This is a genomic window from Kribbella sp. NPDC051936, assembly GCF_040680955.1.
Taxonomy (GTDB): Bacteria; Actinomycetota; Actinomycetes; order Propionibacteriales; family Kribbellaceae; genus Kribbella.
Window position 1 is genome coordinate 174,968 of record NZ_JBFAXS010000010.1, and the last position, 21,353, is coordinate 196,320.

General features: G+C 71.1%; 20 protein-coding genes. 11 read left to right on the forward strand and 9 right to left on the reverse strand.

Annotated elements, in window-relative coordinates; all coding sequences use genetic code 11:
* The first annotated feature begins 81 nt into the window (after positions 1 to 81).
* The 4 genes from AB0L64_RS33620 to AB0L64_RS33635 all read left to right on the forward strand — a co-directional run bounded on the left by AB0L64_RS33620 (position 82) and on the right by AB0L64_RS33635 (position 5,503).
* The gene (locus AB0L64_RS33620) at positions 82 to 1,311 is read left to right on the forward strand and encodes a M20/M25/M40 family metallo-hydrolase (protein WP_363716792.1); all 1,230 of its coding nucleotides are present in this window, start codon (positions 82 to 84) and stop codon (positions 1,309 to 1,311) included.
* Positions 1,312 to 1,323: 12 nt separating this feature from the next.
* Entirely contained in the window at positions 1,324 to 3,879 is a 2,556-nt protein-coding gene (locus tag AB0L64_RS33625) for an AAA family ATPase (protein WP_363716795.1), read from the forward strand.
* A gap of 128 nt (positions 3,880 to 4,007) precedes the next feature.
* Entirely contained in the window at positions 4,008 to 4,727 is a 720-nt protein-coding gene (locus tag AB0L64_RS33630; RefSeq protein ID WP_363716797.1) for an alpha/beta hydrolase, read from the forward strand.
* The gene (locus AB0L64_RS33635; RefSeq protein WP_363716799.1) at positions 4,724 to 5,503 is read left to right on the forward strand and encodes an alpha/beta hydrolase; all 780 of its coding nucleotides are present in this window, start codon (positions 4,724 to 4,726) and stop codon (positions 5,501 to 5,503) included. The genes AB0L64_RS33630 and AB0L64_RS33635 overlap by 4 nt, the downstream gene beginning before the upstream one ends.
* A 47-nt stretch (positions 5,504 to 5,550) precedes the next feature.
* Here the strand turns inward: AB0L64_RS33635 and AB0L64_RS33640 are convergent, their stop codons facing one another.
* From AB0L64_RS33640 to AB0L64_RS33660, 5 genes are all read right to left on the reverse strand, one after another.
* Entirely contained in the window at positions 5,551 to 6,783 is a 1,233-nt protein-coding gene (locus tag AB0L64_RS33640) for a serine hydrolase domain-containing protein (protein WP_363716801.1), read from the reverse strand.
* 45 nt (positions 6,784 to 6,828) lie between these two features.
* Positions 6,829 to 7,491, reverse strand: coding sequence for a DUF4097 family beta strand repeat-containing protein (locus tag AB0L64_RS33645; RefSeq protein ID WP_363716803.1), 663 nt, complete (start codon positions 7,489 to 7,491; stop codon positions 6,829 to 6,831).
* 112 nt (positions 7,492 to 7,603) lie between these two features.
* Positions 7,604 to 8,050, reverse strand: a complete 447-nt coding sequence (locus AB0L64_RS33650) for a hypothetical protein (protein WP_363716805.1) — start codon at positions 8,048 to 8,050, stop codon at positions 7,604 to 7,606.
* A 147-nt stretch (positions 8,051 to 8,197) separates the two neighbouring features.
* Positions 8,198 to 10,462: a tetratricopeptide repeat protein gene (locus tag AB0L64_RS33655; protein ID WP_363716807.1), complete on the reverse strand. Its 2,265-nt coding sequence runs from the start codon at positions 10,460 to 10,462 to the stop codon at positions 8,198 to 8,200.
* Between the two features lie 48 nt (positions 10,463 to 10,510).
* On the reverse strand, positions 10,511 to 11,332 hold the full coding sequence (locus tag AB0L64_RS33660; RefSeq protein WP_363716809.1) for an aminoglycoside phosphotransferase family protein: 822 nt from the start codon (positions 11,330 to 11,332) through the stop codon (positions 10,511 to 10,513).
* Between the two features lie 85 nt (positions 11,333 to 11,417).
* On the opposite strand from AB0L64_RS33660, the gene AB0L64_RS33665 reads away from it, so the two are divergent.
* From AB0L64_RS33665 to rsgA, 4 genes are all read left to right on the forward strand, one after another.
* Positions 11,418 to 12,134 carry a DsbA family oxidoreductase gene (locus AB0L64_RS33665; RefSeq protein ID WP_363716811.1) on the forward strand — a complete coding sequence of 239 codons (717 nt, stop codon included), beginning with the start codon at positions 11,418 to 11,420 and terminating at the stop codon, positions 12,132 to 12,134.
* A gap of 57 nt (positions 12,135 to 12,191) precedes the next feature.
* Positions 12,192 to 12,770 carry a DoxX family protein gene (locus tag AB0L64_RS33670; RefSeq protein ID WP_363716813.1) on the forward strand — a complete coding sequence of 193 codons (579 nt, stop codon included), beginning with the start codon at positions 12,192 to 12,194 and terminating at the stop codon, positions 12,768 to 12,770.
* Positions 12,771 to 12,840: 70 nt separating this feature from the next.
* Complete coding sequence (gene aroA, locus AB0L64_RS33675; protein ID WP_363716815.1) at positions 12,841 to 14,127, forward strand: 3-phosphoshikimate 1-carboxyvinyltransferase; 1,287 nt, start codon at positions 12,841 to 12,843, stop codon at positions 14,125 to 14,127.
* On the forward strand, positions 14,127 to 15,104 hold the full coding sequence (rsgA, locus tag AB0L64_RS33680) for a ribosome small subunit-dependent GTPase A (RefSeq protein ID WP_363716817.1): 978 nt from the start codon (positions 14,127 to 14,129) through the stop codon (positions 15,102 to 15,104). Before aroA ends, rsgA begins: the two co-directional genes overlap by 1 nt.
* Before the next feature lie 14 nt (positions 15,105 to 15,118).
* Here rsgA and AB0L64_RS33685 read toward each other — a convergent pair whose 3' ends face one another.
* A complete protein-coding gene (locus tag AB0L64_RS33685; RefSeq protein ID WP_363716819.1) occupies positions 15,119 to 15,589 on the reverse strand; it encodes a DUF2231 domain-containing protein in 471 nt (156 codons plus the stop codon).
* 146 nt (positions 15,590 to 15,735) lie between these two features.
* Between AB0L64_RS33685 and hisN the strand changes: the two genes are divergently transcribed.
* On the forward strand, positions 15,736 to 16,515 hold the full coding sequence (hisN, locus tag AB0L64_RS33690) for a histidinol-phosphatase (protein ID WP_355698758.1): 780 nt from the start codon (positions 15,736 to 15,738) through the stop codon (positions 16,513 to 16,515).
* On the opposite strand, the gene AB0L64_RS33695 is transcribed toward hisN, so the two are convergent.
* Both AB0L64_RS33695 and AB0L64_RS33700 read right to left on the reverse strand, forming a co-directional pair.
* The gene (locus tag AB0L64_RS33695; RefSeq protein WP_363716822.1) at positions 16,499 to 17,710 is read right to left on the reverse strand and encodes a DUF6596 domain-containing protein; all 1,212 of its coding nucleotides are present in this window, start codon (positions 17,708 to 17,710) and stop codon (positions 16,499 to 16,501) included. The genes hisN and AB0L64_RS33695 overlap by 17 nt on opposite strands.
* A complete protein-coding gene (locus tag AB0L64_RS33700) occupies positions 17,703 to 18,050 on the reverse strand; it encodes a YciI family protein (protein ID WP_363716824.1) in 348 nt (115 codons plus the stop codon). The genes AB0L64_RS33695 and AB0L64_RS33700 overlap by 8 nt, the downstream gene beginning before the upstream one ends.
* A gap of 116 nt (positions 18,051 to 18,166) precedes the next feature.
* Here AB0L64_RS33700 and AB0L64_RS33705 point away from each other — a divergent pair, with 116 nt between their 5' ends.
* Positions 18,167 to 19,462: a pitrilysin family protein gene (locus AB0L64_RS33705; protein ID WP_363716826.1), complete on the forward strand. Its 1,296-nt coding sequence runs from the start codon at positions 18,167 to 18,169 to the stop codon at positions 19,460 to 19,462.
* Positions 19,459 to 20,808, forward strand: a complete 1,350-nt coding sequence (locus AB0L64_RS33710; protein ID WP_363716828.1) for a pitrilysin family protein — start codon at positions 19,459 to 19,461, stop codon at positions 20,806 to 20,808. Before AB0L64_RS33705 ends, AB0L64_RS33710 begins: the two co-directional genes overlap by 4 nt.
* 36 nt (positions 20,809 to 20,844) lie before the next feature.
* On the opposite strand, the gene AB0L64_RS33715 is transcribed toward AB0L64_RS33710, so the two are convergent.
* On the reverse strand, positions 20,845 to 21,270 hold the full coding sequence (locus AB0L64_RS33715; protein ID WP_355698750.1) for a CBS domain-containing protein: 426 nt from the start codon (positions 21,268 to 21,270) through the stop codon (positions 20,845 to 20,847).
* Positions 21,271 to 21,353: the final 83 nt, after the last annotated feature.

Consider the following 21,353-nt stretch of genomic DNA (forward strand, 5'->3'; position numbering starts at 1 on the left):
GAAAGGCTGCCAGCGACAGAACCGCCGGTCTGTCGGCTGAACGGTCAGACTTTGTCGGCCGATTGGTGGTATTCCAGTGCCGTGACTTACGAGACTGAGCAGGCCGTTCTGGCCGCGATCGACGAGGACCGGATCATCGGCGAACTGCGGGAGCTGGTGCGGATTCCGAGTGTGGACGGGACCGTGGCAGAGGTCGACGTCCAGGCATGGTGTGCCGGGCGGCTGGCGGAGCTGGGGCTCACCGTCGACCACTGGCGGTTCGAGCTGCCGGAGCTGACGGCGGATCCGCGGTTCCCGGGTATGGAGGTCGAGCGGTCCGAGGCCTGGGGCTGCGTCGGCGTCCTGGGCGGCGACCGTACGCCGGGGCTGATTCTCAACGGGCATGTCGACGTGGTACCGGGTGAGGTGTTCGACGCGCGGATCGAGGACGGCGTGATGTGGGGGCGCGGGACCTGTGACATGAAGGGCGGTGTCGCCGCGGTGCTCGGTGCGGTGGCGGCCGTCGTTGCCGCGGGCATCACGCTGCGCAAGCCGCTCGCGGTGCACACCGTGATCGGCGAGGAGGACGGTGGCGTCGGCGCGTTCGCGACGCTGCGCCGCGGTCATCTCGGCGAGGCGTGCCTGATCGCTGAGCCGACCGCCGGGACGGTCATCCCGGCCAACGCGGGCTCGCTGACCTTCCGGCTGGAGGTGCCCGGGCTCGCCACGCACGGCTCGACCCGGAGCCGCGGGGTGAGCGCGATCGAGAAGTTCACCGTGATCCAGACCGCGCTGCAGGAGCTCGAACGCGAGCGCAACCGGGACCCGCACCCGCTGCTCGCCCACCTCGACCTCGCCAACCCGCTGTCCGTCGGCACCGTCGCGGCCGGCGACTGGGCGAGCACCGTGCCCGATCGCCTGGTCGCCGAGGGCCGGTACGGCGTACGTCTCGGTGAGGCCGTTGCGGACGCGCGGACCGCCTTCGAGGACGCGGTCGCGGAGGCGTGCGCAAAGGACGAGTGGCTGCGCGACCATCCGGTCACGGTCAGCTGGCCGGGCGGCGAGTTCGCGTCGGGTCTGCTGCCTGAGGGCGACCCGCTGCTCGCGGACACGGTCGCAGCAGTGTCTGACGCAGGCGGAGCGGTCCCCGCGGTCAAGGGAGCGCCGTACGGGTCCGATCTCCGGCAGTACGCCACAGCGGGCATCCCCACGCTCCAGTACGGGCCGGGTGACGTCCGGTACGCCCATGCGGCCGACGAGCACGTGGTGCTGGCCGACGTACTGCACGCCGCCCGTACGTATGCCCTGCTGGCTGTCCGTCGCTGCGGTTGATACAAATCCACCATGGTGCCGCTGCGGGGACGCTCTGAGGAGCTCGGCAAGCTCCTGGATGCTCTGCGAGCGGCCGCGAACGGGCAGGCCTCGCTGGCGATCGTCAGTGGCGAGCCCGGGATTGGCAAGTCAGCGCTCCTGGCAGCCGCTGTGGAGCAGGCCGAGCGGCAGGGCTTCCTGATCGCCAGTGCGGTCGCACACCAGACCGACAACATCAGTCCGCTCGCCTCGCTCGCGCCTGCGCTTAGGGCCGGCCCAGAGCCGCTGATCGACACCGACCAGTTCCTGGAGCTGGCCGCGCTCAACACCCAGCCGCTCTGGCTCGCCGAGCGGCTGGCTGACCTGATCGGTCGACGTCTCGCCGGTGTGCGCGCCCTGATCGTGCTGGACGACGCCCAGTGGTCGGATCCGCTGACAGCTTTCGTACTGCGGGTGGTCGTCGCCCGTCTTCCCGCCGCGAATCTCCTCTGGTTGCTCGCCACCCGCCCGAGCCCCGGCGGTCCGGCCGACCAGCTCGTCGAGGCCGTGAACGTCCCGGTGCACGCCATCCCGCTCGCACCCCTGACCGCGGACGCGATCCAGGATCTTGCCGCGGACCGTCTGAACCACGCGGTCGACCGGTCGCTCGCGGTGCAGCTGGCCGGCGTCCAGGGCATCCCGTTCCTGGCCGAGCAGCTCATCGCGGGTCTGTACCTGAGCGACAGCGACCTGTCCGCCGGCCTCGTCGAGGGTGTACGCCGTCGCACCGGGGAGCTGTCCGAAGCGGCCCGGGACCTGGTCCGTACGGCTGCTGTCTTCGGCAGCGAGTTCCGCCTGGAAGACGTCGCCGTACTGATGGCCGCGCCGGTCGCCAGGCTTGCTGCGCCGTTGGAGGAGACGATCCAGGCCGGTCTGCTCACGGATGCAGGGTCCGTGCTGCGCTTCCGGCACGAGCTCCTGCGCTCCGCGGCGCTGGCCGACGTACCGCCGTCTGCGCAGCGAGCGCTGCACGGCGCGATCGCGAACCAGCTGATGTCCGCCGGGCGCGGTGCGGCCGCTGCGGCACCGCATGTCCTCGCAGTAGCCCAGTCCGGCGACACGACGGCTGTCGCGACGCTGCGCGAAGCGGCGCGGGACCTGCTGGCGACCATGTCGACCACCGCCGCGGAGGTGATCCAGGAGGCGTTCGACCTGACCCGCGTCGACGACCCGCTGCGCGCTGAGGTCGGTGTGGACGTGGTGGGTGTCCTGCTGGCCGCGTGGCAGTACGACCGGGCCAAGGCGTTCGCCGACGACCTGCTCAGCGGTACCGCGCTCTACCACGGGCCGATCACGCCGGACCTGCAGGCGACGATCCGGTTGCACCTGGCGCCGTACCAGTGGGCCAGTCAGCGTCTGGACGTGAAGGAGCTCAGCACACCGGGCGCGTCACCGCATCTGGCCGAACGGCTCGCCGCCTTCCGCGCACTGGCCGGCCAACAAACACCCTCCGTGCAAGACCCGGTCGCACAGGCGCTCGTTCAGGTCACTGCTGCCGAGCAAGCCCAAGCCGACGGCAGGTACGCCGAGGCCCGTGACCTGTACGCCGGTGCACGGCAAGCGGACACCGGTCTGGGGAGTCTGCCGACCACGCTGGTCGAAGTCGGCGAGCTCTACTGCCGTGCTGAAACCGACGAGCTCCCCAGCGCACTGGACCGCGTCCGAGAGCTCATGACCGTCGGCGACTCGTGGGCGGGGCCGCAACTGGCGGTGCTGCGCGCGCGGCTCGAGTACGCGGCCGGCAACCTGCAGCAAGCGGAAGAAGCAGCCAACTCCGGTCTGCGGTGGATGGACCAGCTGCAAGTGAGCGGTCTGGCCACGGCAGCGGAACAGGTACTCGCACTGGTCGCCCTGCTCCGCGGTCACCTCACTCAGGCCCGGAAGCTGGCCGGCAGCGACCCGACGATCAGTGCCCTGCTGGCCATCGCGGACGGCGACGCCAAGGCGGTCAGCCGGCTGGCAGCGACGCCACAGGACTTCCCTGAGCGCATCGGCGTTTTGCTGCAAGCCAATCTCGCCGACGAGCTGTCAGAGTCAGCCGCCGGCCGTGGTGCCCGTGCTGTCGTGGCTGCCGGCAACGACGTGGAGCAGCTCGCCGCGGCTGTCGAGATCGTCCGTACGGCGCAGCGGCCGTTGCTGCTCGCTCAAGCCGAGGAGCGCTACGGGCGAGCCGCGCTGGAAGCGGGTGATCGCAAGACCGGCGTACCGGCTCTGGAGCGGGCGCTGGACAGTCTGACGGCTCTTGGCGCCACAGCACCAGCTGGGCGCATCCAGGCGGTGCTGCAGGCAGCCGGGGTACGACGAAGGCGCTGGACCGCCGTACCGCCACGGGCTCAACAGGGCTGGGAGGCACTCACGCCCATGGAGCGACGGGTCGCTCTGCTCGTGGCTGAGGGGCACACGAACCGGTCGGCGGCCGAGGAACTGGTGGTGTCGGCCAGCACCGTCGGGACCCACCTGCGGGCGGTGTTCGGCAAGCTCGGCGTGAACTCGCGGGTCCAGCTCACCCGGCTGGTGCTGGAGCGGTTCGCCCCTCCCCCGAACGCATGAGATTTGGGTGCACGGCCCGCTCTCAGCAGGCCGGCCGGCGCTGACAGGTTCACCTGTTCGCTCGATCCGTCGGAGCGGCCTCCAGAGGTTTCCTTCTACCAAGCAACCGAAGAAGGAGATCGAGGAAGATGACTGACAAGACCCCCACCGTCGTCCTGGTTCACGGTGCGTTCGCGGAGAACGCCAGCTGGTCCGGTGTGATCGCCGAACTCACCGGCCGCGGCATCCCGGCGATCGCGGTCGCCAACGAGCTGCGCGGCCCCGCCCTCGACGGCAGCCGGGTCGCCGCCCAGGTCCGGGAGATCGACGGCCCGGTCGTCCTGGTCGGGCACTCGTACGGCGGTGCGGTCATCACCGCGGCCGCCGACCAGGCCGACAACGTCGCCGCGCTGGTGTACGTCGCCGCGTTCCTCCCGGAGGAGGGCGAGAGCCTGCAGGACCTGCTCGGCAGCTTCCCCGCGAACGACTTCGCGTCCGGACTGGTCCCGCACCAGCTGCCCACCGGCGACGGCGGCGAGGAGACCTGGCTGAGCATCGACCGGTCGAAGTTCCGGGCGCTGTTCGCGGCCGACGTCGAGGACGCCGAGCTGCTCGGCCGCACGCAGCGGCCGATCGCCGCGGCGGCGTTCGACGAGAAGTCCGGCGCGGCGAGCTGGAAGCGGCTCCCGGTCTACGATCTGGTCGCCACCGGTGACGAGGCGATCCACCCGGAGGGCCAGCGCACGATGGCCGCCCGCGCCAAGGCCACCACGATCGAGGTCGACGGCTCGCACGCGGTCGCCGTCTCGCAGCCGAAGGCCGTCGCCGACTTCATCGCGAGCGCCGTCGAGGCGGGTGCGAACCGATGAAGCCCAGGCACCTGGCGACGGTCGCCGCCGCGGCCGTCCTCACCCTCGCCGGTGTGACCACGGCGAGCGCTCAGACCGAACACAAGCCGAAGCCCACCATCGTCCTGCTCCATGGCGCCTTCGCCGACGGGGCCAGCTGGTCCGGGGTGACCAGCCGGCTGCAGCGGGACGGGTACACCGTGGTCGCCCCCGCCGTACCGCTGCGGGGAATCGCGTCGGACACGGCGTACCTGAAGGGCGTGCTCGACACCGTCTCCGGCCCGAAGGTGCTCGTCGGCCACTCGTACGGCGGTGCGCTGGTGAGCCAGCTCGCCGGAAGTCCCGGCGTGAAGTCGCTGGTGTACGTCGCCGCGTTCGTCCCGCAGGCGGGTGAGACGCTCGGGGCGCTGAACTCGCAGTACCCGGGCAGCGAGATCGGGCCGGACACGACGAACGCGATCAGCTACCCCGGAGGGGTGGATCTGGTGATGAAGCCGGAGTCGTTCCGCCGGGTGTTCGCCGCCGACCTCCCCGCGCGGCAGGCCGCCGTACTCGGGGCGTCGCAGCGCCCGGTCAACGCCGCGGTCTTCGACGAGAAGATCCCCACCGGCGCTCCGGCCGCGCTGCCGAAGTACGCCGTGATCCCGACCGGGGACCACGCGATCGCGCCGGCCGCCGAGCGCTTCATGGCCGACCGCGCCCACGCCACCACGGTGGAGGTCGCCGGAGCGTCCCACTTGGTCGCCCTGTCCCAGCCGGGCACCGTGACCCGTGTGATCGAGCAGGCCGCCCGCTGAGAACTGAAGGCCGGACCGCAGCACGCGGTCCGGCCTTCGGAACGCTCTCAGTCCTCCAGGGCCTGGTAGAGCGTGGTCCAGAAGTCATTCATGAGCTGCACCGAGGACGGCACAGTCGTACCGACCTGGGTAAGGAGGATGCCGACGACCTGGTTGACCGGGTCGGCGTACGTCGACGTACCGGCGCCGCCGTCCCAGCCGAACTGCCCGATCGGCGCATAGTCGCCCCGGTAGGTGCGCACGGCCATCCCGAAGCCCCAGCCGCCCTGCTGGCCCTGACCGAACGAGATGTGCACGTTGTCCCGCGCCAGGGTCTCCCGAGCAGCGAGTTGCTCGGCGGTGAGGCTGTTGCTGGTCATCAGCTGCACCGCCGGGCGGGACAGGATCCGCTCGCCCTGGTGGACGCCGTGGTTCAGCAGCATCCGGAAGTAGGCGTGGTAGTCGTCGGCGGTCGAGTTCAGGCCTCCGCCACCGCCCTGGAACGCCGGCGGAGCGCTGTGCCGGCCGCCCTCGGCCTCGTCCCACACCTGGAACTCGCCGGTCGCGGGGTCCGGTGCGTACAGCGGTGGCAGCCGGTGGATCTGGTCGGCGGGCACCGAGAACCCGGTGTCCTTCATGCCCAGCGGCCCGAAGACCCGCGCGCGCAGGAACTCGTCGTACGACTGACCGGCGACCCGGGCGACGAGCACGCCGACCAGGTCGCTGCTGATCTGGTACTGCCAGCGCTCGCCCGGCTGGTACATCAGCGGGAGGGTGCCGAGGCGCCGCATCCACTCGTCCGGCTCCGGCATCGGCACCGGGCCGTTCGGCGTGATGCCCTGCTCGAACAGGGCGCCCATGATCGGCGTACCGATCATCGTCATGTCCATGCCGAGCCCGAACGTCGAGGTCAGCACGTCCCGGACGGTGATCGGCCGCTTGGCGGGCACGGTGTCGTCGACCTGGCTGTCGATCCGCTTCAGCACCTGCCGGCCGGCCAGCTCGGGCAGCCACTCCTCGACGGTGTCGTCGAGCCGCAGCCGGCACTCGTCGAGCAGCACCATCGCGGCGGCGATCGAGACCGGCTTCGACGTCGAGGCCATCCGGAAGATGGTGTCCCGCTGCATCGGCGCACCGCCCTCGTGACGCATCGTGCCGAGCGTCTCGACGTGCGGTTCACCGTCGCCGCGACTGACCAGGGCGACGACGCCGGGGATCTTCCCGGAGTCGACGTGCCGGGCCAGCACGTCGTGCAGCCGGCGCAGCCCGGTCTCGGTGAAGCCGGACGGAGTGGTTGACATAGCGGTGTTTCCCTTCGATCGGACAGAGAGTCGGAAAGCGAGCTGTCAGAGGCTGCGGGCGACGATGTCGCCGACGCTGGTGGTCGCGTGGATGGTCAGGTCCGCTTCGCCGCTGTTCTTGAGCGCGTTGTCGATCCGGCCGGTGGCGGTGCCGGCGTCCAGCGCGGCCGAGACTCCGGCCGCGGCGCCGATCTCGATCTCGCCGACGTCGGTGCGCAGGACGAGGTCACCGCGGACGGCCTCGGCGATCCGGATGTCGCCCTTGCTGGTCCGGATCTCCGCGGGCCCGTTCAGCCGGCCGATGGAGACGTCGCTCGCCGAGGAAACGATGCGGGCGCTCGCGACATCCTGGAGGTGGATCTCTCCCTGTGCGCCCTCGACGACGACGTCACCGAGCGGTCCGGTCGCCCGGAGCTCGACGCTGGCCGTCTTCACCTCGGCCCGGGAACCGGCCGGCAGCTGGACGGTCACCGCGACGGCGCCGGACGGCCCGAAGTACTGGTTCTTCGCGACGACCTCGACCCGCAGCACGCCGTCGGCGTACTCGACCTTGGTCGCCTCGGCCGCCTTCACGTCGCGGCTCTTCGCGGCGTTGGCCGGCTGCACCTCGACCGCGGTCTCGGCCTGGTCGGCGGCGACGAACGTGATGCTTCCGGCGGGGATGTTCAGCACGGCGGAGATCGGCTCGGGGGTGGTGAACGTAGACATTGTGGTGCCTTCCTGGTTGTGAACTCTGTTGTTGCCCCAACTCTCGAGGAGCGTCCTGACACCGGACCGCCGCCGCACTGACACGGCTGCGCCCGCGGTGTCGGGACAGGTGTCAGCAGCCGAGCCGGTCGGCGATGACGTCCAGTACGTCGCGCAGGTCGCGGTCCATCCGCGTCCGCAGCCCGATGTCGGCGATCCCGTCGGCGAACCCCGGATGCTCGGGTACGACGCGGTGTACCCGGTGGGTCACGAGCGCTCCGGCAGGGCAGGCAGTGACGGCGTAGACCCCGCCGTACCAGCTCTGCACTGCCAGCGTCGAGCCGCGGCTGTCGGCCTGGATCTCGACCGGCTCGACAGGACCCGCCAGCTCGGCGCGGTAGGTGCCCGCCGCTTCACCGGCGACGACCGTCATGGCACCGCGGCGGGCGGCCGACGCTCTGGCCAGGACGAGCAGGTTGTCGTTGCCGACCCGGCCTTCGCGTACGGCGAGGAGCAGTCCGGCGACTGCGGCGACCGGCGCGGCGACGGTTCCCTGCACGACCCATGGCTTCGTGTCCATGGCCCGAGCTTCGGTGCGGCTCGGCCGCACGGACAATCCGCGGAACGCCTCCCGGGACAGGCCGGCTGCCGGCTGTCACGCCCTGACCTGCGAGTTCACCGGCGGCCCGGGGCTGTGCCGACGGTGTCCCGGGACGGGACGGGACACTCAGGAGACGAGACCCGCCCGCGCCTCAGGCACCAGATACTCGAGGCCGTGTGCCGTGGCGAGCTCCAACGCCTCCTGGAAGTACCGTGCCGCGCTGTCGCGGTCGCCGACCGCCCCGCATGCCCTGGCGTACGGGAGGTGGGCCCGGACGAGTCGATCGGGTTCACCGGCCTCCTCGAGAATCCGCACAGCGTCGCTCTGCCTGGCTTCAGCGTCCTCGGCGCGGCCAAGGTGAAGCAGGGCGATCGCCACGTCCGTGAGGCTGTTCGCCTCGAAGAGCGCATGCCCGGTCGCCTGGCTGATCGCAACGGCCTGCTCCGCGTAGTCGAGCGCGCCCTGCGCATCGCCCAGGCCCAGGGCTGCCCGACCCAGCACGTCCAGGCACATCCTTGCCGTCTGGCGATCAGCGGTCTCGAGTACGTCGGCTGCGACCTCACGTGCCGCTTCGTACTTCCCGAGCCGCACGAGCGCGTGGCTGAGCGTGCAGCGTATGCGTCCCCGGACGGCCGACTCGTCAGCCGGCAGCATGGCGACTGCCTGTTCCAGAAGCTCTACGGCGCCGGCTGTGTCGTCGTACTCGTGCAGCTCCCCTAGCTGGAAGAGGGCCATCGCCTCACCGACGCCATCGCCTTCAGCGGCCATCAGCGCGCGGGCGGTCCGCAGTTCGCGGTCGGCGTCGGTCAACCGGCCCATGCGCATCTGCAGCACGCCCTGCAAGTAGTGGTGCGAGGCAAGCACCCGGCGATCACCCAGCCGTTCGGCCGCGGGCAGACTGGCCACCAACGCCTCGTACAACTGCGCAGAGCCACCACGGCGCGTATGAGCGATCGTGGCGAGCTGCCCGAGGCCCACGGCTACCAAGTCGATCCGCAGCTGTGCAGCGAGCGCGAGCGTCGAGGTGAGGTTGTCCCACTCGGTATCCATCCACCTGACGCCGCTGTCGTGGCTGGACAGATCAGGCAGCGCAGGCGGCGGCTGTGACACGGTGACCGGCAGCGGAAACAGGACCAGGATCAGCTGCTTCACGGCCAGCAGGCCGCTCAGGTAATAGTCGCCCAAACGCGTGATCGCCGGCACCGGATCGGCCGTCGGGTCGTCGGCGCGGGCCACCTGCCGCAACAGGTCGTGCATCCGGTACCGGCCCGCCGCGGGCTCTTGGACGAGGTGGACGTCGACCAGGTCCTCCAGCAGCGACCGCGCGTTCGGCAGCGGGATTCCGGCCAGCGCGGCCGCGCCGTACGCGTCGATGTCCTCACCTGGTACCAGTCCGAGCAGTCGGAACATCCGCCGCTGCGCGGGGTCAAGCTGCCGCAGCGACATCTCGAAGACCTCCGACACCGTGAGGTCGCCGTCGCGCAGGCGCTCCACCAGGGTGTCGAGAGTCCACGCGGGCCGGTGCCGGAGCCGCGCGGCTGCGACCCGGATCGCGAGCGGCAGGTTGCCGCACCGCCGCAGCACCTCGGCCACGTCACCGGGCCGGGTGCCACCGGCGGACTCGACGAAGAGCTGGGCCGCCTCCTCGCCGGGCAGGACGTCGAGCGAGATCGGCTGGACGCCGTCGAGCTCGACCATGCGCCGCCGGCTGGTGACGACGACGAAGCTCCGGCCGGCGCCGGGCAGCAGGTGACCGACCTGCTCGGCATCGGCGGCGTTGTCGAGCAGCACGATCGCGCGCCGCGTGGCCAGCTCCGACCGCCAGAGCGCGGCCCGCTCGGCGAGCCCGTCGGGAATCCGGGCAGGCGGCAGTCCGAGGGCGCCCAGAAGGACCCGCAACGCCTCCACGGGGTCGAGACGCTCTCGCCCAGGCGTGAAGCCGTGAAGATCCAGATACAGCTGCCCGTCCGCGAAGTCCGGGGTCAGCAGGTGTGCGGCATGGACGGCGAGCGCGGTCTTGCCCACTCCACCCATGCCGTCGATCGCCACGAGCGACGTACTGCGGGCCGCGTCGACGAGCAGGGCCAACTCGGCGCGGCGACCGGTGAAGGCGGAGACATCGTGCGGCAAGTCGTTGCGGACCTGCAGCGCGACGGCTTGCTTCGTCTGTGGCGCGTCCTTGGCGCGTTCCCACACCTCACGCAGCGGTCTGGGGTCGCGGCCGGCCACCTTGCAGAGCGCGACGACTGTCGGCCACGGCGGGACGGCCTGGCCGGCGAAGTACCGCGACAGCGAAGAGCTGCTGGCGTTGATGTCACGAGCGAGCTCACGCAGGCTGCGACCGGTGAGGTCGCGCAGCTGTCCCAGCTGCCCCGCCAACTCGTCACGCACGCCCGCTGGCCCTCCTCCCGTTCCAGCGAGCGATTCTAGAACCCGACGTCAGAGCAGCCGGTCGAGGGCCGCGTGGCCGATCGGGCCCCAGTGGGTTTTGCCGCCGGGGATGCCCTTCTCGCCGTTGATACCCATCGCGATCAGGAACAGCGCCCGCGTCACGGCCCAGCCGCGTGCCCGCCGTACCGTCGCCTCGTCGGTGCCGTACGCCGCGAGGAAGCGCTCGGGCTCAGGGAGCAGGATCCAGGCGGCGGCGACGTCGTTCGCCGGGTCGCCGACGCCGAGCTCCTCGAAGTCCACCACGCCGGCGAGCATGCCGTCGGCAACGACCACGTTCGCCGGGTGCAGGTCGCCGTGCAGCCACACCGGCGCCCGGTCCCACCGCGGCGCGGCGAGCGCGTCCTCCCAGACCGCGCGGATCTCGTCGACGCGCCCGACGGACGCCTGGACCTCGTCGAAGCCCGGGCTCGCCGGTAGCGTCGATCGCTCACTGACCGGCGCGTCGGCCGGTGCCCCGGTGTGCAGCGCGTGCAGGAACCCGGCCAGTACGTCGGCCGCCGCCGGATCGCTGATCGGTGCGTGGTCCGCGGGTTCCCCGTGCACCCAGGTGGTGACCAGCCAGGTCCGCGGGAAGCGGTCCGACGGAGCGCCGAGATGCCGCGGGACCGGAATCGGCAACGGCAGCTGGTCGGCGAGGTCAGGCAGCCACCGGTGTTCTCTGTGGAGCACCTGGGGGGCGCCGGCGTGCCGGGGCAGCCTCACGGCCAGGTCGTCGCCCAGGCGCCACATCTGGTTGCCCCAGCCGCCGATGACCTCCTTGAGCGGCAGATCCGCGAGATCCGGGTATTGCTCGCCCAACAGGGTCCGCACCAGCTCTTCGTCCATGGAGCGTCAGACGCGTCACACCGCTGGCTGGTTGGGAATAGGTCCACAAAGCGGTCAGTTGCGGACAGTTATGCGCATTGATGTGTGGTCCGACGTCGTCTGCCCGTGGTGCTACATCGGGAAGCGGCGGCTCGAGCAGGCCCTCGCCGAGAGCGGCGACACCGCGGAGATCGTCTGGCACAGCTTCCAGCTCGACCCCTCGTCGACGAACGACGACCCGCGGGACCTGGCGACCCGGTTGGGTGAGAAGTACGGCCGCGGCCGCGAGTGGGGTCTCCAGGCGAACGCCCACGTCACCGAGGTGGCGGCTGAGGTCGGACTGGAGTACCACCTCGACCAGGCGAAGCCGGTCAACACCGTCGACGCGCACCGCCTCCTGCACCTGGCTCACGACCTCGGTGCGTCCGGTGAGGTTCCCGCTGACACGCAGGGCCGCCTCAAGGAGCGTCTGCTCAAGGCCTACTTCACCGACGGCCTCCCGGTCGGTGACCACGCCACGCTGACCGAGCTGGCCACAGAGGTCGGCCTCCCCGCCGACCGTGTGCGTGAGGTCCTCGCCGGTACGACGTACACCGAGGAGGTCGCGGCGGACCAGGCGCAGGCCCTGGCGTACGGCGCCAACGGCGTACCGTTCTTCGTCATCGACGAGAAGTACGGCGTGAGCGGCGCCCACCCCGTCGAGGTCTTCAAGGAAGCACTCAGCCGGGCCCGCGGGCCGGTCACCCTCATCACCGCCCCGGCTGCCGGCGACGACGCGACTTGCGGCCCGGACGGCTGCGCGCTCTGACAGTTGGGTACCGGGAGTTACACAACTCCCGTATATGTCTTGGTGTATGAAGGAGGCATGACTGTCGTGCGCGCACTGGCCAGGCCGTTGCTGTCCATGATTTTCGTCGTCCAGGGTGCGAACTCGATCCGCAACCCCGAGCCGCTCGTGCCCAAGGCCCAGCCGGTGACGGACCGGCTCGTGCCGATGGTGAAGAAGGTCGCCCCGCCGCAGGTCAGCGACCGGATCCCGGAGACCACGGTCAACCTGGTCCGGCTGAACGGGGCCGTGCAAGTGGTCGGCGGCCTCGCGCTCGCGACCGGCAAGGGCCGGCGGCTCGGCGCGGCCACGCTCGCGGCCACGCTGCTGCCGGTGACCGTCGCCGGGCACCCGTTCTGGCAGATGAAGGACAAGGAGTCCCGGCAGGCGCAGCGGATCCAGTTCATGAAGAACCTGGGTCTGCTGGGCGGTCTGCTGCTCGCCGCGGTCGACACCGAGGGCAAGCCCGGCGTGGCGTGGCGGGCGAGCCACGGCGCGAAGGCTGCGAAGCGAGAGACCAAGCGCGGCGCCAAGGCCGCCAAGCGGGAGGCGAAGGACCTGGCCCGCGAGGCCAAGCACGCCGCGAAACTCGCGAAGGCGGAGCTGCATCTCGGCTGACGCTCCCGGCACGGCCGGCGCGGGCCGATGCCCTAGGCTCGGAGCTGGACGGACGAGCCGAAGGAGTGGCATGACGGAGCAGCAGGGCTGGGCGGCGCCGCGGGCGGCGGGAGCAGTGACGGGCACGGTCACGGTGCCCGGATCGAAGTCGATCAGCAACCGTGCGCTCGTCCTCGCCGCGATCGCGGACGGCCCGTCACACCTGACCGGTCTGCTCGCGGCCCGCGACACCGCCCTGATGCGGTCCGCCCTGGTCTCCCTCGGCGTCGCCATCACAGAAAAGCACAGCACCGACAGCGGTACGACGGTGACCGTCACCCCGGGCTCGCTCAAGGGCCCGGCGACCGTGGACTGCGGCCTGGCCGGCACCGTGATGCGGTTCGTTCCGCCGGTGGCCGCGCTGGCCGACGGGCTGGTCGCCTTCGACGGCGACCCGTACGCACGAGAGCGGCCGATGGGCGTCATCCTGGACGCGCTGCGCAGCCTCGGCGTACAGATCGACGACGGCGGCACCGGCCGGATGCCCTACACCGTGTCGGGCATCGGTTCGGTGCGGGGCGGCAAGGTGACGCTGGACGCCTCCGGGTCGAGCCAGTTCGTGTCCGCTCTGCTGTTGGCCGGCGCACGGTACGACGAGGGCGTCGACATCCGCCACGACGGCAAGCCGGTGCCCTCGCAGCCGCACCTGGACATGTCGGTGGCGATGCTGCGCGAGCGCGGCGTCCAGGTCGACGACGCGGAGCCGAACCGGTGGGTGGTTGCTCCCGGCCCCATTCACGCGCTGGACACGGCGATCGAGCCGGACCTGTCGAACGCGGCGCCGTTCCTGGCCGCCGCCGTTGTCACCGGCGGCTCGGTCACGGTGACCGGCTGGCCGGCGGAGACCACCCAGCCCGGTGGTCAGCTGCCGGAGATCTTCACCCGCTTCGGCGCCTCGGTCACCCGGACCGAGGACGGGCTCACGGTCCGCGGAACGGGCCGCGTGCAGGGCTGTGACCTCGACCTGAGCGAGGTCGGCGAGCTGTCCCCGGTGATTGCCGCGGTGGCCGCGTTCGCCGACGGGCCGTCGTACCTGCGCGGCATCGCGCACCTGCGCAACCACGAGACCGACCGGCTGGCGGCGCTCGAGACCGAGTTCAACGCGCTCGGCGGCGACGTCACGCAGCTCGAGGACGGTCTGGTGATCCGGCCGAAGCCCTTGCGCGGCGGGCTCTTCCACACCTACGCCGACCACCGGATGGCGCACGCCGCCGCCGTCGTCGGCCTGCTCGTCGACGACCTGCTGATCGAGAACATCGGCACCACGGCGAAGACCCTGCCCGAGTTCCCCCAGCTCTGGTCGGAGCTCGCCGGCTGATGTCGCGGTACGACGAGGAGGCCCGGTACGACCGGCCCAAGCGCCGCACACGGCCGCGGACCAAGGACCGCCCCTCGTACGACGACGCGGCCGAAGGCTTCGTCATCACCCGGGACCGCGGCCGGTACACCTGCTGGGTCGACGACCGCCAGGTGACCGCGATGAAGGCCCGGCAGCTCGGCCGTACCGGCGTGATCGTCGGTGACCGGGTGAAGCTCGACGGCGACGCCAGCGGCGACGAAGGCACCCTCGCGCGGATCGTCGAGGTGCTCCCCCGGACGACGCTGCTGCGCCGCTCGGCCGATGACGACGACCCGGTCGAGCGCCCGCTGGTGGCGAACGCCGACCAGCTCGTGATCGTCGTCGCGGTCGCCAACCCGGAGCCCCGGACCGGACTCATCGACCGGTTCCTGGTCGCCGCGTTCGAGGCCGGCATGCGGCCGCTGCTCTGCCTCACCAAGACCGACCTGGCCGATCCGGACCCGTTGCTCTCGATCTACCGGCCGCTCGGCGTCGAGTCGGTCGCCACGCACCAGGGCGGCGACCTGACAAAGCTCCGCGAGCAGCTCGGCGGCCGGACCAGCGTCCTGGTCGGCCACTCCGGCGTCGGCAAGTCCACTCTCGTCAACGGCATCATCCCCGGTGCCGCCCGAGCGGTCGGCATCGTCAACGAGGTCACCGGCCGCGGGCGCCATACGTCGACGAACACGGTCGTACTCCGGCTGCCGGACGGCGGCTGGCTGATCGACACGCCTGGCATCCGTTCGTTCGGCCTGGCTCACGTGGACCCGGACAAGTTGATCCACGCCTTCCCGGACCTGGCAGAGCTGGCCGCGGACTGCCCGCGCGGCTGCACCCACGCCGCCGACGCCCCTGACTGCGCACTGGACGAAGCCGTCGCGGACGGCCGCGCCGACGCCGACCGGGTCGCGTCGTTCCGCCGTCTGCTGGCCAGCCGCGCGACGACCAGCTACTGACGGCGTATCGCCCGCTACTTGGGGAGCTGTCCTTCCCACACCGCCCGGGCGCCGGCGTCCCCCGTGCGGATGGTCTGCCAGATGACCAGTACGCCGACCACGACCACGGCGGCCTGCGTCAGCAACTCGAGCGGGCGGCTCGTGCCCGTCCGGCCGTCGCGTTCGCGCAGCAGCAGGAAGGCGGCCACGGCAACGACCGCGAAGATCAGGCAGTACCAGAACAGCAGGTTCCCGCGCTTCTCGTGCAGCGCGACCAGCTTCGCGAGCGTCGGTACGGCGGTCACGAACGCCTCGCCGCTTTTCTTCGCCACGTACGCGCAGACGACCGTCCCGACGCCGAGCACCAGCGCCGGCCAGCGCAGCACCCGGCGCCACCGCGGCACGACGGCGAACACGATCCCGGTGAGCGCGGCCACCGGCAGCAGCACCACGGTCAGATGGATCACGAGCACGTGCAGCGGCAGGTCACCGAACCGCTCGAACATTGACGCCTCCCGGCGGTCGTCAGGACGTGGTCAGACACTAATGGCACGTTCAACGACCGCATTCGGTTCAATCGGCGCCGCAACCGATCCGCAACGTTCCCCGGTCGGCCGAAGCGTTCACCTGCCGTTCAGGCTAGCCTTCCGGCATGCCTTCGCACACGGATGACCTGCGGCTCGCCCACATCCTGGCCGACGACGCGGACTCGACCACGATGGACCGCTACAAGGCGCTCGACCTGCACGTGGCCACCAAGCCCGACCTCACCCCGGTGAGCGAGTCGGACAAGAAGGTCGAGGACGTGATGCGCAAGACGCTCGCCCGGGCGCGGCCGCGGGACGCGTTCGTGGGCGAGGAGGACGGCACCAGCGGCTGGGGTGTGCGGCGCTGGGTGGTCGACCCGATCGACGGCACCAAGAACTACATCCGCGGCGTGCCGGTCTGGGCCACGCTGATCAGCCTGATGATCGAGGACCAGGTCGTCGTCGGCGTCGTCTCCGCGCCGGCGCTCGGCAAGCGCTGGTGGGCGTCGTACGGCGACGGCGCCTGGACCGGCCGCGCGCTGCACTCGTCGCAGCCCTGCCGGGTCAGCGACGTCAGCCGGATCGAGGACGCGTCGCTGTCGTACGCCTCGCTCAAGGGCTGGGAGAAGCTCGGCAAGAAGAACCAGTGGGCCGACCTGATGGACTCCTGCTGGCGGACCCGCGCGTACGGCGACTTCTGGTCGTACATGCTGGTCGCCGAAGGCGCGGTCGACATCGCCGCCGAGCCGGAGCTCAATCTGTACGACATGGCCGCGCTCGCGATCATCGTCGACGAGGCCGGCGGCACGTTCACGTCCGTCGACGGCGTGCCCGGCCCGAACGGCCCGAACGCCGTCGCCACCAACGGCCGCCTGCACGACGAGGTCCTCAAGCGCCTCGAGTGATCCGCCGCTGCAGGAATTCAGCCTCGACCGCATTGCTGGTGAACGCCAGCGCCTCCTCGTACGCCGCCCGCGCGTCATGGATCCGCCCGCACCGCCACAGCAACTCGCCCCGCGTCGACGCCAGATACGGGTACGTCGCCAGCGCCGGATCGTCCGGCAGCTGCGCGAGCGCGGCCTCGGGCCCCGCGACATAGCTGATCGCCACCACCCGGTTCAGCGCCACCACCGGGGACGGCCAGCGCTCGAGCAGGACGTCGTACAGCCCGAGAATCTCCGACCAGTCCGTGTCCTCCCACCGTGCGGCCTCCGCGTGCACGGCCGCGATCGCGGCCATCAGCCCGAACCGCCCGGCCGGTCGCAGCGCCTCGGGCACCAGCCGTAGTCCCTCGTCGATGAGCTCTCGGTCCCACAGCGAGCGGTCCTGGTCCTCCATCAACGCCAAACGGCCGTCGGCCACCCGCGCGGCCTCCCGTGCCTGCGTGAGCAACAGCAGCGCCAGCAGCCCGGCGGCCTCCGAGCTGTCCGGCAGCAGCAGACGGATCATCCGGGCGAGGTCGAGGCCCCGGCGACCCAGATCGGTTCTGGTGAGGCCGTCGCCGTCAGCGGCCGTGTGGCCGGCGGCGTACACGAGGTGGACCACGTCGAGGACCGCGTCGATGCGCTCGGGAAGGTCCGGCGCCTTCGGGATCCGGTACGGGATGCCCGACCGCGAGATCTTCTGCTTCGCCCGGGTGATGCGGGCCTGCATCGTGGTCTCCTTCACCAGGAACGCCTTGGCGATCTCGGCCGACGACAGCCCGCACACCAGGCGCAGCGTCAGCGCGATCTGTGCCTCCTGGGCGAGTGCCGGGTGACAGCAGGTGAACACCAGCCGCAGGCGATCGTCGGGAAAGGTGCCGTCCTGGACGTCGTCCTCGGGCATCAGCAAGGGCAGCTTGCGCCGGGCCACGTCGGCCCGCCGCCGCAGCTCCAGCGCCCGGCGGGTGGCGACCGTCGTCAGCCAAGCACCCGGCCGCCGCGGCACGCCCTGGTCCCGCCAGTGCACCAGGGCCTTAAGGTACGCGTCCTGGACGCAGTCCTCCGCCAGGTCCAGGTCCGCGGCGACCCGCGCGGTCGCGGCGAGCACGGCGGCCCACTCGGTCGAGTGGGCCGCCGCGACGGCCTCTGCAACTGACGGCGCGGCCGGATCAGCCACCGTTCACCAGTGGACGGACCTCGACACCGCCCATCGGCGACGGGACCTGCTTGGCGATCGCGAGCGCCTCGTCCAGGTCGGCCGCCTCGATGACGTAGTACCCGCCCAGCACTTCCTTGGTCTCGGCGAAGACGCCGTCGGTGACGACGTGTCCGCCGTTGCCGTCGGAGCGGATCGAGGTCGCGGTGGTGCTCGAGTCGAGCTGGCCGCCGCCGCGCAGCGCGGCCCCGTTGGCCTCCGCGAACGCCAGGTGGTTCTTGTGGTTCTGCTCCGCCACCGACGGGTCGGCCGCGGCCCACTTCGCCTCGTCGTCGTAGATCATCACCAGGTACTTGCCCATCACGGGTCACCTTTCTCGTCGTGCTCCGGTTCCAGCATTCACCATCCCGATGCGTGACCCGGCCCGGAATCGACAACCGCCCCGGACGGGTTTCCCGACCACGTATGGTGGCCGGTATGCCCTTGACGTACCCCATCGCGGAGCAGACGCTCGACAACGGCCTGCGGGTCGTCGTCAGCTCGGACCGCGCCGTCCCCATCGTCGCCGTCAACCTCTGGTACGACGTCGGGTCGCGCCACGAACCGCCGGGCCTGACCGGGTTCGCGCACCTGTTCGAGCACCTGATGTTCCAGGGGTCGCGCAACGTCGCCTCCGGTCAGCACTTCAGCCTGCTGGAGACCGCCGGCGCCAGCCTGAACGCGAGCACCTTCTTCGACCGGACCAACTACTTCGAGTCGCTGCCCAGCGGCGGCCTGGATCTCGCGCTCTGGCTCGAGGCGGACCGGATGGGTTACCTGCTCGACGCGGTCAACCAGGAGAACCTGGACAACCAGCGCGACGTCGTCAAGGAGGAGAAGCGGCAGTCGTACGACAACCGCCCGTACGGCGACTCGTACGAGCGACTCGTCCGGCTCGCGTTCCCCGAAGGCCACCCGTACGCGCACATGACGATCGGCTCGATGGCCGACCTGGACGCGGCCTCGGTGGAGGACGTGCACGCGTTCTTCCGGAAGTACTACGGCCCGAACAACGCGGTCCTGACGATCGTCGGCGACGTGTCCGAGGACGACGCGTTCGACGCCGCCAAGCGGTACTTCGGCCACCTGCCCGCGATCCCCGCGCCGCCGCCCGCGCCGGACGGGACGATCGGCCCGATGACCGGCGTCCAGCGCGACGACGTGGTGTCCGACGTACCGTCCGACCTGGTCACGATGATGTTCCGGCTGCCCGTCGACGGGACGCCCGAGCTGGACGCCGCCGGGCTCGCGCTCGACATCCTCGCCGCGGGGCAGAGCGGCCGGCTGAACCGGCGGCTGGTCCGCGACGAGCAGATCGCGCAGTCGGTGTCCGGCGGCGCGCTGCCGCTGATCGGCGGTGTGTCGTTCGGGACCCTGACCGGGATCGCGTCCGACGGCGTCGACCTGCAGCAGGTCGAGGACGCGCTGCTCGAGGAGATCGAGAAGCTGGCCGCCGACGGCGTCACCGCGGACGAGCTGGCCACGGTGCAGGCCCAGGCCGAGCGGGACTGGCTCGAGCAGCTGGCCACCTGCGCCGGCCGCGCCGACGAGATCTCGCACCACGCACTGCTGTTCGGTGACGCGAACCGGATCAACACCCGGATCGACCAGATCCAGGCCGTGACCGTCGAGCAGGTCCAGGCCGCCGCCCGGAAGTGGATCCGCGCCACGGGCCGCGTCCAGGTGACCTACCGCCGCCAAGAGTCCGCACCGGAGTCGGGAGCGCAGGAATGAACCAGGTTCTGACCACCCCGCCGGCCGTCGGCGCCCCGCGTCCGTGGAAGTTCCCGGAGGCGGTCACCACCCGGATCGGCACCGGTACGCCGGTGCACGTCTACGACCGCCCGGGGCAGTACGTCGCCACCGTCCGGGTCACGATCGCGATGCCGCTGATCGCCGAACCGCGGGAGCTGGAAGGCGTCGCGACGATCATGTCGCGGACCCTCGACGAGGGCACCGAGCTGCATTCGGCCAACGAGTTCGCCGCCGCGCTGGAGCGGCACGGAGCGGCGTACGGCGTGGACGTCAGCTCGGACGCGCTGCACGTCGAGATCTCGGTGCCGGTATCGCATCTCGCCCCGGCGGTGCGGCTGCTGGCCGAGGCGATCACCCGGCCGGCGTTCAACCAGGCCGACGTCGGGCGGCACGTGACGATCCGGCTCGGCGAGATCAACCAGGAGCGGGCCAACGCCGGGTACCGGGCGCGCGAGGCGTTCGCGGCGTACCTGTTCGACCCGTCGACGCGGCGGTCCCGGCCGACCGCGGGCCGGCCGGACACGATCAGGCCGCTGACGAACGTCGAGGTCGCCGACTTCTACCGCAGGAACATCGGCCCGGAGCGGGCGGAGATCCTGTTCGCCGGTGACGCGACCGGCGTGGACGTGGCCGGCATCATCGACGAGGCGTTCGGCGGCTGGACCTCCTCGGCCGGTACGGCGCTGGAGACGCCGGAGCCGATCTACCTCCCGGGCAACCGGGTCGTGCTCGTCGACCGGCCGGGCTCGGTGCAGAGCCAGCTGCTGATCGGCTGCGCCGGCCCCGACCGGCGGGACCCGGCGTGGGGTGCGGCCGCGGTCGCGAACCACGTGGTCGGCGGAACCATCACGTCCCGCGTGGACACCGTGCTCCGCGAGGAGAAGGGGTACACGTACGGGACCCGGACCAGCTTCGCGGCGCCTCGCAAGGGCGGGACGTTCAGCCTCGGCGGCGCGGTCCGGACCGAGGTGACCGGCGCCGCGATCGGGGACGCGCTGCGGATCCTGCTGGAGGCGCGCGACGGGCTCACCGAGCAGGAGGTGCAGGAGGCGAAGGACAGCCTGATCCGCACCGCCCCGCTGCGCTACGAGCAGGCCGACTCGGTGGCCCAGCAGGTCGGCAGCAACATCGCGAACGGCGTGCCGATCGACTTCGCCGACACCTACCTGACGAACATCGCGGCCACCACCGCCGTCGAGGCGACCGAGGCCTACCGGCGGTACGTCGGGAGCGACGGTCTGCTCGTGGTCGTCGTCGGCGAAGCCAAGGACGTGCGCCCGCAGCTCGACGGTCTCGATCTCGGTGAACTGATCGAGGTGAGCTGACTGCGCCGCCCCCGGCCCCGCCGGGGGCAGCTCAGCTCAGCTGCTGATGTAGTTGGACAGCTGCTCCTTCTCGAACTCGAGCTCGCCGATCCGTGACTTGACCACGTCACCGATGCTGACCAGCCCCGCAAGGTTGCCGTCGACAACGACCGGGACGTGCCGGATCCGGCGGTCCGTCATCAGCCGCATGAGGTTGTCGATCAGGTCGTCCGGCGTACAGGTGTGCACCTCCGACGTCATGATCGCGCTGACCCGGACGTCGCCCGCGTCCGGCGTACCGTTCCAGAGCCGGACGATGTCGCGCTCGGACACGATGCCCGCCACGGACGATCCGTCCGGACTGACCACCACCGCGCCGATGTTGCGGTCGGCCAGCAGTGCGAGCAACTCGGTGACAGTGGCTTCTGGGGAGATGGTGACGACCTCGTTGCCTTTGCCGCGCAGTACGTCGTTGATCTTCACGGAGCCTCCTGCAGATCGAGGACCAATACCCAAAGGTAGCGAACTCCGGCCCGGAGCGGCAGGCCCTCGCCTGTCACAACCGG